The sequence below is a fragment of the Nostoc sp. genome (assembly GCF_036919895.1).
Taxonomy (GTDB): domain Bacteria; phylum Cyanobacteriota; class Cyanobacteriia; order Cyanobacteriales; family Nostocaceae; genus Nostoc.
In genome coordinates this window covers 1-15,004 of the sequence record NZ_JBALBW010000032.1, presented here as the reverse complement: position 1 = coordinate 15,004, position 15,004 = coordinate 1, and the positions used below count along the sequence as shown (strand labels likewise).

Sequence of the window (15,004 nt, the reverse complement as noted above, 5' to 3'; positions counted from 1 at the left end):
AAGTTAAATTAAAACTTAAATAATGATTATCTGCTTGATAGAAAATATTATACATAGTACTGTTGACATTGCAAAGAATCTTTGCATTTAATCTACTATAAAAACATTCCATAAAACAGTTCGCTACAATTACTATAGTATTTGATTGTTGAAGGGTTCTAACATTTATTATGGTAATACGTTTCCCCATAGTTGCTGCCACCTTTATGGTTGCCAGCGTTAGTCTAGCTACACTTTTGGGCATTGCATCTCCCGCTTCAGCCCAGGAGACAATCACTTGTTCAAGCAATAATAATCAGAGGAATACTTGTTCAATACCTAGTAGAGGCAGAGTCAGGCTTGTTAGACAATTGTCTAATGCCACTTGTAGAGGAAATTGGGGGTATAGGAATAATCGTGTTTGGGTGAGAAATGGTTGCCGAGCCGAGTTTTCAGTTGGCGATCGCAGAAACGGTAGAAACGGTAGAAATGACAGAAATGACAGAAATGACAGAAATGACAGAAACGATCGCTATGACAGAAATGACAGATATGATAGATAGGAAATTGGGTCTTTGGGGTTATTGTGCCGAGCAAAACAGGTGATAGCTAAAATTGTCTAGACTACCACCACGCGAAATAGGATCTTGGCGTTGCTGAATCATGGGATGATTTTGTTTAATGCGGAATAGTTTTTCAATGCTTCCAACTGCCAATTCATCTCGCAAATATGCAACGCCAAAATCTTAACCGTCACGAGCGATCGCTAATAAAGAGATGCCAACATGCGAGCAACGCGAAAAAGTGAGATCATCGTGACAAGAGCAGGGGTATTTTTTTGGGCAATTTCTAACAGATGTTCCCAATTAGATACTGTGTATTGATGTTTTGATAGATATGCAATTTCAACGAGTGTAGCCTAAGAGTGAAGTACCCCATCCAATAAAAGCGCTACCAAAGACTAGCCATGCAGCATTGATTCGGAAGTGAATAGCTAAAATGGCACAGACGATCGCGATCGCCAAGGCGAGAAAATCTACAAATGGGGCTTGTGGTAATGTTAAAGTGGCTGCCCCTAGTTGCAGGGTGGTAACGACCATTAGCACTACAGCACTAACATTCACCGCATCCAAAAATGCTCTAGTCCAAGAAGAGGCCCGTAAGCGGGGAATTAATGGATTCAGGGCAGCAACGAAAACAAAAGAAGGTAGAAAAATTCCGATTGTGGCAACAATTGCGCCAGGTATGCCAGCAATGATATAACCTATAAATGTAGCAGTAGAAAGTACTGGCCCAGGAGTAAGTTGACCAATTGCGATCGCATCTAGTAACTGTTCTTGTGTCAGCCAGCCGTATTCTTCAACTAATCCCCCTTGGATAAAAGCCACCAAAAGGTAGCCACCACCAAACAAGACACTACCGACTTTCAGAAAAAACCAACCCAACTGCCATAAAGAAACGTTTGTTACAGTAGATGCAGCCGCTACCGATGCCGCAACAACCGTTGATGTCTTTAAAGTCGCACCTGTGCTGAGACTAGCAAGCAGAAAGCTAGCTTTATCTCCTGATTTGTCGTTTTTATTTCCAGAATGTAACCAAATCATACCTAGCAATCCCCCAATTAATAGGGCAATTACTTCATTTAATTTGAATAATAATATCAGTAACGCCACAGCTAAAGCGATCGCTAGCAATTGGCGAGTTTTCACAGCCTTTTTTGCCAAACCCCAGAGGGCATTGATAATGATTGCTAAAACAGCCGATTTAATGCCATAGAGTAGGGGAGCAACTTGAGGTAGAGTACCGTAGGTAACATAAACCCAAGCAAACCCAGCAGTAATTAGAACCGCAGGTAAGATAAAACAGACACCTGAAACAATCAGCCCTAACCATCCTGCATAGATGTATCCTATATGGATAGCCATTTCTGTAGAATTTGGCCCAGGAATTAAATTAGTTGCGCCCAGCAAATCCAGAAAATGCTCCCTTGTTAACCACTGACGACGCTTAACCACTTCATCTTCAATCATGGCGATATGGGCAACCGGGCCCCCAAAGCCGATAACGCCCAGTTTAAAAAACAGTTTGGCGAGTTCGCCCAAACGACTTGGTGCTGAGTTAGTCATCTTTGCTAGGAAATATTTTTCATGCAGTTCTAGATTATTCTTAAAAGATTAAGGCTAACCTTTCAATGTGGGTAAAAATTTTACTCACGAAACTCTTTTGACTTTGTGTTTTCTGTGTCTCTACGGTTAAATAAAATACTTTTTAACCACAGATACACAGAGAAGCCAGTGCGTTGCGGGGGTGGAGGAGTTTGTAGCACCTGGCGCAACACAGAGAAATGAGGAGAAGAGAGTTTTTTCACCAGTTTTTGGGTATTTTTTATTTGGAAGTCCCTCAGCCTTTTTGGAGAGGTTTGTGTGTGGTCTATTTATTTCAAAACTGCCTAAAATTACTAATTATGCGTTGAAAATTTCCCATGCTATTTGATGCGTTTAAAAACCGTAAATCTCCTAAAATCGAATTCACCAAAACTGACCCAACCTGGCGCGTAGCTTGGGGAAAAGTTGATGAAAGTTATGAAAATATCGCTTGGCGAGATGAAAATTTTTCTGTCATCATACCACGTAGAGCTTCTGGATTTTTGACGGAAAAATTAGCAATCAGTTCTGGAGGAAGATTTGTTGTTGTTGGTGATGTTTGGTTAACTAACCGAGTGCAGTTACTACAAAAGTTAGACATTGAACCGGATAGCTTTAGAGAAACTTCTCTGCAAATAGTTGCTAATCTTTGGGAACGATGGGGATTTGAATGTCTTCGCCAACTTGTGGGGATGTTTGCGCTAGTGATTTGGGATCGAGAAAAACAGGTGTTGAAGTTAGTTCGCGATCGCATCGGTGTTCGTACACTCTACTACACTACCACTGGTTCGGTTCGTTGGATTGCGCCTCAACTGAGAACTTTATCACCTCACCGTTCATCCGATTTAGATTTGGTGGCGTTGCGAGATTATCTTTGCTGTGCCTTTGTTCCTGGCGAACGAACGCTTTGGGAACAGGTGCAGGAACTGCGACCTGGAACGGTTTTAGAATTTCCCGACCACAAAGTTGAAGCGTATTGGCAACTTCAAGAACAGATTGTAGCAGTAGATGAACCTTTATCATGGCATGGCGATCGCTTGCGAGAACTCCTAGAGCAAGTTGTTCAGGAATATTTACCATCAGCCAATGAACCCGTTGGCGTTTTTCTTTCTGGTGGTTTGGACTCTAGCGCTATCACTGCTTTAGTAGCGAAATTCCATAAAGCACCAGTTCACACCTTCTCGATTCATTTCGGTTCGGAATGTCCCAATGAGTTAGAATTTTCTAGTCTCGTTGCATCCCATTGCCACACGCAGCACCACATTTTAGAAATTACTTTTAAGGATATGTGGTCACGTCTGCCAGAAACAATGGCCTATTTAGATGACCCCATTGGCGACCCACTAACTGTTCCCAACCTTTTGCTAGGGCGATTGGCAAGAGAAAGCGTAGAAGTAGTTTTAAATGGTGAAGGTGGCGACCCCTGTTTTGGTGGGCCAAAAAATCAACCAATGCTAATTAATAGTTTATATGGTTCTGTCACCAATCAGGATGCTTTGCAAGCTTATTTAATTTCCTTTCAAAAGTGCGCTGTTGACTTACCACAACTTTTAAAACCAGAAGTTTGGACAGCAGTACAAACAGCACCTTGGGTTTTTGAAGAAGATTTATATTCCCAAGTCAGCTATCTGAATCGTTTGATGGCAATGAATATCAAATTTAAAGGCGCTGACCAAATTCTGACAAAAGTCAGTAACTTGACTCAAGCAGCTCTTCTGCACGGTCGTTCTCCCCTATTTGACCAACGAGTAGTAGATTTAAGCATGGAAATTCCTCCAGAGTATAAGCTTTCTGGAGTGGAAGAAAAAGCAGTCTTAAAGCAAGCTATAGCAAATATTCTACCAGAGGCAATTATTCATCGTCCCAAAAGCGGCATGATGGTTCCCGTGCAGTTAGGATTTCGGAAATATTGGCAGCAAGAAGCCAAAGATTTATTACTAAATCGGAATGCAGCTATCACTCCTTACTTAAACCAGTTACCTATTCGTAATTGGTTAAACTATCAAGGAGATACCTGGAGTCGTTATGGAGTAAAGCTTTGGTTACTTGTGAGTTTAGAAATTTGGTTACAGGTTAATCAAAAAGTGCAGTAGTGAAAGCAAGAAATGAATCCGCGACGACTAGAGCCAACTTTCGGAAGTAAATAAGTTTTTAGTAAGGATTTTAACCTTTGTCTTAATATAGCGGTTCTCAGTCAAGTGAATTACAAGAACCCCACCCCCAACCCCGTCCCCGCAAGCGATGAGGGGACTATGATCTAACTCATGTGATTAGGAAAGGCTATAAACACTAAAATACTTACTGCTTACGAACATATTTCTACTATGTAGTAGTCAATAAAATACTTTTTTACTACAATATAAACTTATTCTGGAATTAGAATTTTCTACTGTGTATTTACACGTAGATAAGAATAAAATCTAGAACTTTAATAAAAAATTACAGACAGCAAATTAATGACACAGCCTAACTCGCAAGATAAAAATAACTTTCTTTACCCTCGTAGTCGGTATTATGGTGAATTCCAGCCAGAGACTTTAGCATTTAATGCCAATCTCCAAGAATTTGCCCAAAGAATTAGTTATATCTCTTGTCTAGAAACAGGCGGAAAACTATCTCCAGAAGAAGCTTACGAGCAAATTAGGCTGCTTTGGAAAGAGTTGAAACATAGCAAAAAGGAACTGTCTATTGGCGTAAATAAATGAAAACTAGTTTTTGGGCATTAGGCATGGGCAATAACTAGCAATGCCCAATGCCGAGTTAATTAGCTTCTAGCAAAGTCCAGAAGTAGCCATCTGGCGCGACAAAGGAGAAACTCGTCTCGCCAAACTCATTACTAATAATATCTGTAACTTTTTGTGCCGTACTGGCTTTGATGCGATCGCAATACTCTTGTATTCCCTTAACCCGATAGGTATATAAAGACATACCCAAGCTACCTGGTTGGGCAGCCTCGAAGCGCGATTCTAAATTAAGAGATTCTGGAAATCGAACAATATAAAGTCTACCACTGCGTGCAGCCATCAAGTCAGACTTAGAAGAACGGGGATCGTCAAAAGTTGTAACAATAAACTTTTCACCAGGGTTAAGGTCAAAAATATCTCGACCAGCTGGCGAAGATTCATAGCTAGTTTCGACATCATCACGCACACGCAGCAAACCTAAAACTTCTTCATAAAACTTCAGGGTTTCTTTGCTGTCATCTTGAACGATGATTCCTATATGGGTAAACTGACTAGTCTTGAGAGCAGCATTCTGGTTCACTTGTCCGTAATGCGGCAGTGTATAGCCAAACCTTTGAAATAAAACCTGTCGAGCTAAAGGTTGCAATAGCAGCATTTCTCGCACACCAACTGCTGGCTCTATAAAAGGACGGCTTTTTCTCTCTTTGTTATAAATTACTTCCCAATAAGGGGGAGAGTGCCTAATAGGGAAACCTGCGGCTTTTGCATCCTCTATATGATTTAAAATACTTAATACATCTGTCGTTAAGCTTGTTGCCCAACGATTTCCTTTAATTTTCATTGATGCTATTCCCAAACCTGGATGGGTCGGATTTTGCCAAACCATCAGCCGAATCAAACCATGATCTGAATTTTGGTGGTCGAGGCGGATTGAGCGTAAAGACGAATTTACTCCATATAATTGATAAGCTACATCTGCGGTTAATTCACCCACTTCACCAATGCGATAGCCAAATTGCTCCCAATACTGAATTGCAGAAATTGGTTCCGGGATGCCAATACAGACTTCATAGATACCTTCAATTGCGGTTTGTTGTTCTTGAGTCATAGCAATTTGGGATTTTAGATTTTAGATTTGGTCAAAATAAATAAAGCTTTCGGAAAGATATCTCAGAAAGAATCTGAAAAGCAACATCTAACTTTTGTAGCTTATGATGTATTTACAAAAGTTTAGATGTCTAATGTAGAGTTATTCTGATTGCACGTAATCAGCGATCGCTATAAAGTTTTTTAACAGGAGTTAAGCTATGACGCAGCGACTGACTCAAGAACAATTATCACAAATAGTTACTGAAGTAGAAAGTCTGCAAGTGCGTCGAGAAGCGGAACTAGACCAACAGCAGGTTAGAGAAATTTTACAGGAGTTGAATTTACCGCCAGAGTTACTAGATGAAGCCCTGATTCAGTTAAATCGCCGCCAAGCACTGGAGGTACAACAACGCCGAAATCGATGGATTGCCTCTGGAGTGGTGGCATTATTAATCATACTGAGTGCATCTACAATATTTTTCATCCGGCAACAAAATTCTGCACTCTCTCGTGTTTCTGCTCAACAAGACCGCATCGCCTTGGTACAAAATACTGACGGTGACTTGAAGACAATTTCCCGCCAAACCAACCCAGAAGTTTTTTACCATGTCACCTTAAAGGATGCACCCTTGGGTAAAAAGCTGGCTCTCTCCTGTAATTGGATTGACCCAAGCGGTCAAATTGTCAAGCAAAACAAATATCAAACCCGCGAAATTAATACGTCTGTCTGGGATACCCAGTGTCGCTACACGATTAATCCGGCTGCAACTGTTGGCAATTGGCAGGTGCAGATGTTCCTGGAAGGTAGGCAGATTAGCGATGAAACCTTTGAAGTGAAATAGTCCAGATGGGCAACATCCCGCATCACTTTCTTGGCTATTGGGGTTACGGCGCTCAACATGAATTGGAAGCGCTGTTAAGTAGTATTCTGGAAAATCTCTCCCCGACAAAAGGGAAGGGGGTGAAAAGTCAGTTCTCTCCACAGAGAAATTATCCTCTTCCTATCTGGAATGTTGCTTATATAGGAATTGATGGAAATTCTCCACAGCTAGAAAATCAAATTGCTGCTATTTCGGCATCAGGATTATTCACTTCACCCGACGCTTGGGTAAATCTCCAAGAAAATAACTGCCTAATTTTGGGTAGAGAACCTTTCGGAAAGATGCCTTTGTATTGGACTCAGCAAGGACAAGCAATCTGGTTTGCATCGCAACTGCAACTACTCTTACCGATATTACAACAGTCAGAAGTTAGCATTGCTGGATTATCCGGCTACAGCTGTTTTTCTTACGTTCCCACACCTCTAACCCCTGTTAAGGAAGTGTTTGCCGTGACGCCGGGAACTGAATTAGTTTGGCAGAGCGATCGCCAATCAGGTATTTTGCGATCGCCTAAATCTAAAAATATCCACTCGTGGCGGGAAGCCCCAAAACAGTTAACAGATGAAGTTACAGCAATTACCGAATTGCAAACCCTTCTTAAAAACTCCATTGAACGACAGATTGCCGATTTAAAGGATGAGCCTGTTGGGGTGTTTCTCTCTGGCGGACTCGATTCTTCAGTGGTGGCGGCGCTGTTGGTACAAGCAGGAGTGAAAGTCCGCGCCTACACTCTAGATTTTGGTGACGTAGGCATTCCAGAATATCCATACTCTGAACAAGTCGCCCAGTTTCTCAAAATTCCGCTGATTAAAGTTGCAGTAACCCCAAATTCCATTAAAAATGCCCTAATTCCCACTGTGCAAGCATTAGATTTGCCCTTTGGAGATGGCGTGTGTGTGCCGTTATATCTTCTATCTGAAAGGGCGAGTCAGGAAACTCAGGTAATTTTTAACGGCGAAGGTGGAGATCAATTATTTGCCGGTTGGACAAACAAACCTTTAATTGCCGCAGGTGTTTATCAGTCAGAAAATCCCGCCGGACAGGAAACTTTTATCCAGCAATATCTCCGCACCTTTCACCGTCTTGGAGGATACGAATCTCAAGTTTATCAGCCAGAGGTCTATGCAGAGATCCAAAATTTGCCTCCCGAAGATTGGCTATTGGCGGCTCTTGATGACAAAGAGTGTCCATCTTTGCTGCATCGCTTGCGCCGTGCCAGTTTGATGCTCAAAGGGGCGCAGAATATCCATCCCCGTGCGACTGCATTGGGGTTTGCTCATGGGTTATGGGTGCGATCGCCTTTTTGTGATTTACCTCTAGCAGAATGGACATTTAGCCTATCTGGAGAACTCTGTTTGCAGGGAGCTTGTGAAAAATATATCCTCAAACGTGCCATAGAAAACTGGCTCCCGCCCGAAATTGTTTGGCGACAAAAGCGGGGGATGGGGGTTCCCTTAACTTCTTGGTGTTTAAATGATTTTTGGCATCAGCTAGGCATCTGGCTCAATCCAGAAATACTTCGCGCCAACAATCACTTTTATCCTCAAATTGCAGCACAAATCGTTAATGGCAAACTCGGAGCAGCTATTCAAGGGCGGCGGATTGGTGAGACTCTCTGGTTACTTATTATGTGGCAACTTTGGCGATCGCATGTTTTAAATGAAGAACGAAGTAAACAGTCCTGGGATCATCCTTTTTGGTTGCCTCGTCGGCTATGGAGGAGTTATAAACGATGGCAAGATTAGATAAAAAAGAGACGCAATTAATCTCCTCATTTTCCCTATTTTCTGGAGAAGTTGCCCAGGAGTTAGTAAATACTTATGGTTCTCCCCTTTATGTTTATAATGGCGATCGCTTGCGCGAAACTATTGAGCGCATTACTAAGGCTATCAGCTATCCGCACACGCAATTTCGGTTTGCCAGCGTTACCAATGGTAATATTGCGCTGTTAAAAATTTTTCGCTCATTTGGGTGGGGACTTCACGCTAATACTCCAGGAGATATTTATCTGGGATTGCAAGCTGGTTTCGATCCTAGTGAGATTGTTTATAGTGGCAGTAATTTGAATCGGGATGAGATGCTACAAGTCTTAAATTGGGGAGTTACAACTCTCAATCTCGATAGCCTCGCTCAGTTGCAGTTGTGCTGCGAAGTCTTCGCCAATCGGATAAGTTCACTTCTGCCCCTCTGCTCCTCTGCCCCTCTGCCCCCCTGCCACTTTTTGAGGCTGGGTTTACGCCTGAATTTACCAGAAATTACTGGCGATAGCCGAATTGGTGTGCGTCCTGAAGAATTTGCTGATGCGATCGCTTTAACCCATAATTTTGGACTAAAGCTCAGTGGTTTACACTTCTATCGAGGGACTGGAACTAATGCTACAACCGCTTTCACCCAAGTGATTGATACGCTAATCGCCACAGCCCAACTTTTACCTGATTGGGAATATTTAGATTTTGGCGGTGGCTTTGGCTATCCTTATCACCACAACAAAACAGCATTTGACTGGGAAATATTTGGGGCTGAGTTAACCGAGAGAATTAGGCGTTTAGGGCGGAAAATTGATTTGGTGATTGAACCGGGACGAAGTGCGATCGCCGGATGTGCAACTCTGCTAGCTCAAGTTGTTTCGATAAAATGGCAAGGAGAAAAACAGATTATTGGAGTTGATACCACAGTTGCTAATCTTTCAGTACCTTCAGTACACGGCGGCTACCGAGAAATTATCACTTGGAAGCAAGCAGACAATCCATTCACAACTGATATTTGTGGTAACACTACATATTCACGAGATTATCTAGGGAAAAATTGCCAACTTCCAGCGCTAGAAATTGGTGATATCGTTGCCATTTTAGATGTAGGTGCTTATGGTTATGCCATGTCGTCTCACTTTTTACACCGCCCCAAACCTGCGGAAGTTTTGCTAGAAAATGGCACACATCGCCTGATTCGCCAACGGGAAGACTATAGTGTTTTGCTAACAAATCAGATGCTTGATAACTAACAATTAATAAATAATATTGAGCAACCATTATGAAGTGTATTAACTGCGGAACTGACAACAAACTAAAAGATCGGACAGCTAATCAAGGTCGGTGTATAAAATGCAATCACACCTTTGCCTTTGAACCAACCAGTATGAGTAATATTAAGATTACCGATCCTTTTTTTGCAAAGGCGATCGCTGATATTTCTGCAAATAACACCTTATTTTTTACACCCAAACAACTGCTTTATTTTCTAGATAATCGTCTCAGATCAAAATCTTTTTCTAAATTTAGCTGGTTATTTATATATATATTTCTGAATTTCTTTACATTTTTTTTAATCATTGGCCCGCTTCTCGTAAATATTGTGTTTATTTTGATATTTTTAAAACGAACCAATTCAGTTAAACTCAACAATAAAGTTCGCAAACAAAATGCTAAAAATTTACAAGTTATAGGAGGGATTATCCTTGTTATAGGAACTTTGCTAAGTCTCGCTTCAAACTCATTCAGCTTCTTTACCATTGTTGTTATTTTGGGGATGCTGCCTATATATTTAGGAACCCGACAGCTAGGGAGAATTGGATTTTTAACACAAGAATTTTTATTTCCTGAATCTCAGCTTAAAGATTTGCTAACTCGCTGGCAACAAATAAATGGTTCAATTCTCAAAATTCTCCCTCCCCCAAACCAGGGAAATACACCAGCTACAGTTAATCCTGATGTGACTGCTTATAGTTTTGATAGATTAGTCGTTTGTGATAGTGCCGCCATTGCTCAATTATTAATTGCTAATAATTTCCACTTTGAAAATAACTGTGCAATTCTCAGCATTACTGGATATCCTCAAAGCATTTTTGACAGTACAATGCAAATGCTGCGCCGTAATCCCGATTTGAAAGTCTATGCAGTGCATGATTGCAATCCACGAGGTATTGGTTTAGTTCATCGTCTTAGAACCAATGCTAGTTGGTTTCTCAATAGCGAGGTTTCGATTATTGATATCGGATTAACACCACGTCAAATTATCGCTACTAAGCGCGGAATGTTCATTCAATCTTCTCCTGAATCAGTGCAAGCAGCTAAACAATTACCTGAAGAAATTCGTCAAAGTTTATCTACTGAAGAATTAGCCTGGTTAGAATCTGGAAAGTTTGTAGAATTGGAATCTTTCACTCCCCAAAGAATAATTAAAGTTGTACAAAAGGGTATTGCTGGCAGTCCAGATATAGAAACTGATGACAGTAACTTGCTTTTAGTAGGGGATAGAGGTAGCGATATGTATGTTGTTCAAAGTTTTGGTTAATATAGCCACACATCCCAAGTGGGTAAAATGCTCCTCAGATTGGAAAGCCGCTAGATAACAATAGAAAGTTAAGTTCCTTTTAGAGAGCATTAGTCTTGGAACTCACCATTCGCGTAATCAAGAATGAATTTGATAAAATAGGGGGTATGTGAAAAAGCACGCTTTCCTAAAACAGGTGATTGCCTTTGCCACTACGCGCTCCGCGCAATCGCCAACCCTTGTCACAACTACTTATATATTTGACGTAGTATAGGAATGTGATTTGATTTATGAAAAAATCTAAGTATATGTAGGGTGTGTTAGGCGTAAGCCGTAACGCACCTGATTCCAAGGTTTTTAGTGCCGTACTCTCCGTGCTACACACCCTATGTATCTTTTCAAAAATCAAATACTAGTCCTATATAAGAAACAGAAATTACTCAGTAATGAATTATTTGGTACTAGTAGCACCGTTCCAATGTGGTGGAAGCATTCTTATTGATTTTAGGCAAGTTTTTCTGGAATTCGCTTCTTTGCATTTGTAGCTCTGTACAAATAGTAAGTAGGAAATATAAAGATTTATAACTAATTTACTTGCTAGGAATAGTGCTTTTTACAAACCTACTAGATACCAACTATGACAGAGCAAAATAAGAGTTTTCTAGAACAATTAAAAGAAGCTGTAGATAACAATCCCAACCCAATTGCATCTGCTCAAGCACAAATGCAGCTAATTGGTAAATGGATCGCAATTTCCCCAGTAGAGTTTTTCAATGAACTTCGTGAAAAATCCCCGATTTTGAAAGCACCCGCCTTTACCCTAGTAACATCTTATGAAGATATTCAAGACGTATTGACCCTCAATGAAATCTTCACTACCGATTTACTGAAACAAAATATGTTGAAGTTCATCGGTAATACAGTGGTGCAACTACCACCTTCACCAGAGTACGAACAGCGTAAATCAATTCTCCGTCTAGCTTTCCCTATGGCGGATATCTCTCGGTATCGTCAAATTTTGCTTGAAGAAGCAGCAACTCTGCTACAAAATGTCAAAGAAGATACCTCCTTTGATCTAGTTGACTATGCTAAAAAACTCCCGGCTACGGCAATATCACGGTATCTAGGTTTGCAAGGATTACCCATAGACAAATTAGTTCAGTGGCTACATGACATCAATGAGGGCGCAGTCAGAAATCTGGGCAACTCTCCCGAACTCAACGCAAATGCTACAGCTGCCAGTGATGAATTGAAACCAAAAATCAGAGAAATTCTTAAAGCCACTCGCGCAAAATTAGCGGGCGGCAATCCTGTACCTAAACCAAGTTTTTGGGAACATCTATTTGGACTAGTTAAAATTCAACCAGAGATACACCCTCCATCAAATCCTAACGTGTTAGAGCGTTATTTGCTGATGCAGTCTGTGCCAACGACTTACACCACCGATGAGGACATCGTTAGTAGTCTATTCTTTATGATGTCAGCCTGTGTTGATTTGACATCCATTGCTATCACTAATGTGATAATAGAATTAATGAAACGTCCTGAGATTTTTCAAGAAGCGATCGCAGCATCACAGCAAGATCGGGATGATGCTATTGCCGGGTATGTTTGGGAATCCCTACGCTTTAGACAACCTTCACCGGGCATAATTAACACTTGTGTACAGGACTATACTCTGGGTAAGGGAACTGACTATGAGCAAACCATCAAAGCCGGGACTCAAGTTTTAGCTTGCAGTATAGCCGCTATGCACGATCCCAGTGTCATTGATGCACCACAAGAATTTAAAGTCGGACGACCCCCTCATTTAGCCTATACCTTTTTTGAAGCTGGACTACACACCTGTCACGGTAAATACTTCTCAATGGTACAGATTCCCCTAGCGGTAAAACAAGTGTTGCGGTTAGGTATTCTCGAAAATGTTGATCCTCTACCTATTGTGCAGGGTTATCCCAATAAACCTTTTCATATCAAGGTTACTCGTTCCTAACCTTAAGGATGAATTCAAAATTCATAAAACCCTGATGACTAATTTCTGGGTCTTTAATCTTAGTGTAATAATTTCGTTCTATTAGTTTAAGGATAGTAATCATGGCTATTACCTTGTCTGGGAAAGATTCAGCTACCGAATATGAATGGAAACTAAACCCTGCCTATGTACCACCACACATCAAGAATTTACCAGAGAAACAGGGCTTTTCTCTTGCTAAGATTATCAGATTTCAATGGATAGTTGTTAAAGGAGTCTTAGGTGTTGCTCTGGTGGAATTTTTCCTCTTTTTTAAGCTAGTTCGAGAAGGAAAAATTAAATTTCAAAGAACGGCAGATTTAGGTTTGGCTGAAGGTCTGAAATTACTGAACAAATGGAATAAAATCGAAGAACTAGATGATTTTTTCCAGCCTTGGACAAGCTTTGAGAAACCCAAGGTAGCCAATACCTGGACTACAGATGCTGAATTTGGCAGAGAACGCATCTATGGTATCAATCCAGCTTTTATTCGTAAGTGTAAAGCGGAAGATTTACGCAGTGATGGAAATTTTCCTGTTACCGATGCAATCATTAGTGGTTTGCTACCCCAGGGAAGCAGTCTAGCGACGGAATTGGCAAACAATCGTTTATATATAATGGATTACAAAATCCTCACTGACATTATTACCAATGAACTCGAAGATCAACTGGGTAAATATCCGCTTGCCCCCCTATGTTTACTCCACGTTAATCAAAAAGACCAATTAATGCCTTTGGCCATTCGTCTTCAGCAAGGAAACAGTTTTCATGACCTGAACAAAAACCCTATCTTCACCCTTCAATCTTCACCAGAAAATTGGTTGACTGCCAAAATGGCCGTATCGAGTGCCGATATTGCCTATCAAGGGATAGTATCACACTTAATGGATACCCATTTAATTATTGAAACCTTTGCGGTTGCTTCCTATCGCCAACTCTCACCTCAGCATATTGTCTTACAGATACTCCAATCACATTTTTTTAATACCTTTGCTATTAATGAAATGGCGCGAGGTATTTTCTTAGGTCATGAGGGCTTTTTTGATGTTACAGGCGCTTTAGGATTTACCGGTTCTAATGAGTTACTGAGACGGGCATACACAGGTAATGGCAAAAACTATCAAGGTGAACCACATATATTCTATCGTCGAGCTTTACCTATCGCCTTAGCTGCTCGTGATGTCGCTGACTTGCCGAATTATTATTATCGGGATGATGCCATTACCATTTGGGATGCGATTCAAACCTATGTTACCGACATTCTGCGGTTATATTACAAGTCCAAAGAAGATTTGGTGAATGATGCTGAGTTGCAAGCATGGAAAAATGAACTCGTCAGCCCCGATTTCGGCAGAATTCAAGGTTTACTTTCCCCAGAAAAATCCGCTCAAATTACTGGGTCTCTCACGGAATTAAACGATCTCATTGCCATCATTACCAACGTGATTTTTACAGCGACCGCACAACATTCGGCTGTTAATTTTAGTCAGTATGAGTATGCTTCCTGGGTGCCAAATATGCCTTTTGCTATTTATCAACCTTTTGATGATTTGTTAGAAAAGCAACAGTCAACAGTAAATTTAGTTGACAGATTGCCTAACAGATTACAATCGTTTAAACAAATTGTGTTAGTCAAGGCTTTGAGTATGCCCGTACCACTTAGCAGTGAATCCTTGTTAACTATGGCTAATCCTTTTAAAGATGAAGCTGCCAGAAAAGTTTTTCAAGATTTTCAAAAGGTGCGATTAAGGAAGATTGAAGAACAGATAATCCAACGTAATACTTCTCTTGAATATCCTTATGTTCGTCTTTTACCATCTCAAATCGCACAGAGTATTGCTATCTAGTGGTCTTTGACATCCTCCTCAGCCTGAAGGCGTGAGGATTCCAATCTAATCAAACAGACTTAACTGTATGAATTCCTGGCGGGTTGACGCTTCACAGGAT

The 15,004-nt window shown here is 40.9% G+C and carries 12 protein-coding genes; 9 read left to right on the top strand and 3 right to left on the bottom strand.

All coding sequences use genetic code 11. From position 1 onward, the window contains the following. Positions 1-170: 170 nt before the first annotated feature. Positions 171-542: a DUF3011 domain-containing protein gene (locus V7K55_RS27465; RefSeq protein ID WP_442949069.1), complete on the top strand. Its 372-nt coding sequence runs from the start codon at positions 171-173 to the stop codon at positions 540-542. 18 nt (positions 543-560) lie between these two features. On the opposite strand, the gene V7K55_RS27460 is transcribed toward V7K55_RS27465, so the two are convergent. Together V7K55_RS27460 and chrA are read right to left on the bottom strand one after the other, a co-directional pair. Further along, positions 561-695, bottom strand: coding sequence for a hypothetical protein (locus tag V7K55_RS27460; RefSeq protein WP_442949068.1), 135 nt, complete (start codon positions 693-695; stop codon positions 561-563). Positions 696-884: 189 nt separating this feature from the next. Beyond that, on the bottom strand, positions 885-2,105 hold the full coding sequence (gene chrA, locus V7K55_RS05980; protein WP_334829177.1) for a chromate efflux transporter: 1,221 nt from the start codon (positions 2,103-2,105) through the stop codon (positions 885-887). A 356-nt stretch (positions 2,106-2,461) separates the two neighbouring features. Here chrA and V7K55_RS05975 point away from each other — a divergent pair, with 356 nt between their 5' ends. Further along, positions 2,462-4,216, top strand: a complete 1,755-nt coding sequence (locus V7K55_RS05975; protein ID WP_334829175.1) for an asparagine synthetase B family protein — start codon at positions 2,462-2,464, stop codon at positions 4,214-4,216. A gap of 363 nt (positions 4,217-4,579) precedes the next feature. Next, positions 4,580-4,828 carry a DUF7219 family protein gene (locus tag V7K55_RS05970; RefSeq protein ID WP_334829173.1) on the top strand — a complete coding sequence of 83 codons (249 nt, stop codon included), beginning with the start codon at positions 4,580-4,582 and terminating at the stop codon, positions 4,826-4,828. A gap of 55 nt (positions 4,829-4,883) precedes the next feature. Here the strand turns inward: V7K55_RS05970 and V7K55_RS05965 are convergent, their stop codons facing one another. Continuing rightward, on the bottom strand, positions 4,884-5,915 hold the full coding sequence (locus V7K55_RS05965; protein WP_334829171.1) for a VOC family protein: 1,032 nt from the start codon (positions 5,913-5,915) through the stop codon (positions 4,884-4,886). A 199-nt stretch (positions 5,916-6,114) separates the two neighbouring features. On the opposite strand from V7K55_RS05965, the gene V7K55_RS05960 reads away from it, so the two are divergent. The 6 genes from V7K55_RS05960 to V7K55_RS05935 all read left to right on the top strand — a co-directional run bounded on the left by V7K55_RS05960 (position 6,115) and on the right by V7K55_RS05935 (position 14,904). Continuing rightward, on the top strand, positions 6,115-6,738 hold the full coding sequence (locus V7K55_RS05960; protein WP_334829169.1) for a DUF3859 domain-containing protein: 624 nt from the start codon (positions 6,115-6,117) through the stop codon (positions 6,736-6,738). A gap of 5 nt (positions 6,739-6,743) precedes the next feature. Further along, on the top strand, positions 6,744-8,522 hold the full coding sequence (locus V7K55_RS05955) for an asparagine synthetase B family protein (RefSeq protein ID WP_334829167.1): 1,779 nt from the start codon (positions 6,744-6,746) through the stop codon (positions 8,520-8,522). Beyond that, positions 8,510-9,778, top strand: coding sequence for a diaminopimelate decarboxylase family protein (locus V7K55_RS05950; protein ID WP_334829165.1), 1,269 nt, complete (start codon positions 8,510-8,512; stop codon positions 9,776-9,778). The genes V7K55_RS05955 and V7K55_RS05950 overlap by 13 nt, the downstream gene beginning before the upstream one ends. Positions 9,779-9,912: 134 nt before the next feature. Further along, on the top strand, positions 9,913-11,067 hold the full coding sequence (locus V7K55_RS05945; RefSeq protein ID WP_334829163.1) for a hypothetical protein: 1,155 nt from the start codon (positions 9,913-9,915) through the stop codon (positions 11,065-11,067). A 616-nt stretch (positions 11,068-11,683) separates the two neighbouring features. Then, positions 11,684-13,039: a cytochrome P450 gene (locus tag V7K55_RS05940; RefSeq protein WP_334829161.1), complete on the top strand. Its 1,356-nt coding sequence runs from the start codon at positions 11,684-11,686 to the stop codon at positions 13,037-13,039. A gap of 101 nt (positions 13,040-13,140) precedes the next feature. Next, positions 13,141-14,904: a lipoxygenase family protein gene (locus tag V7K55_RS05935; RefSeq protein WP_334829159.1), complete on the top strand. Its 1,764-nt coding sequence runs from the start codon at positions 13,141-13,143 to the stop codon at positions 14,902-14,904. Positions 14,905-15,004: the final 100 nt, after the last annotated feature.

Coding starts and splice junctions, on each gene's coding strand:
- V7K55_RS27465 (WP_442949069.1), top strand. CDS start 171: ATGGTAATACGTTTCCCCATAGTTGCTGCCACCTTTATGGTTGCCAGC.
- chrA (WP_334829177.1), bottom strand. CDS start 2,105: ATGACTAACTCAGCACCAAGTCGTTTGGGCGAACTCGCCAAACTGTTT.
- V7K55_RS05975 (WP_334829175.1), top strand. CDS start 2,462: ATGCTATTTGATGCGTTTAAAAACCGTAAATCTCCTAAAATCGAATTC.
- V7K55_RS05970 (WP_334829173.1), top strand. CDS start 4,580: ATGACACAGCCTAACTCGCAAGATAAAAATAACTTTCTTTACCCTCGT.
- V7K55_RS05965 (WP_334829171.1), bottom strand. CDS start 5,915: ATGACTCAAGAACAACAAACCGCAATTGAAGGTATCTATGAAGTCTGT.
- V7K55_RS05960 (WP_334829169.1), top strand. CDS start 6,115: ATGACGCAGCGACTGACTCAAGAACAATTATCACAAATAGTTACTGAA.
- V7K55_RS05955 (WP_334829167.1), top strand. CDS start 6,744: ATGGGCAACATCCCGCATCACTTTCTTGGCTATTGGGGTTACGGCGCT.
- V7K55_RS05950 (WP_334829165.1), top strand. CDS start 8,510: ATGGCAAGATTAGATAAAAAAGAGACGCAATTAATCTCCTCATTTTCC.
- V7K55_RS05945 (WP_334829163.1), top strand. CDS start 9,913: ATGAGTAATATTAAGATTACCGATCCTTTTTTTGCAAAGGCGATCGCT.
- V7K55_RS05940 (WP_334829161.1), top strand. CDS start 11,684: ATGACAGAGCAAAATAAGAGTTTTCTAGAACAATTAAAAGAAGCTGTA.
- V7K55_RS05935 (WP_334829159.1), top strand. CDS start 13,141: ATGGCTATTACCTTGTCTGGGAAAGATTCAGCTACCGAATATGAATGG.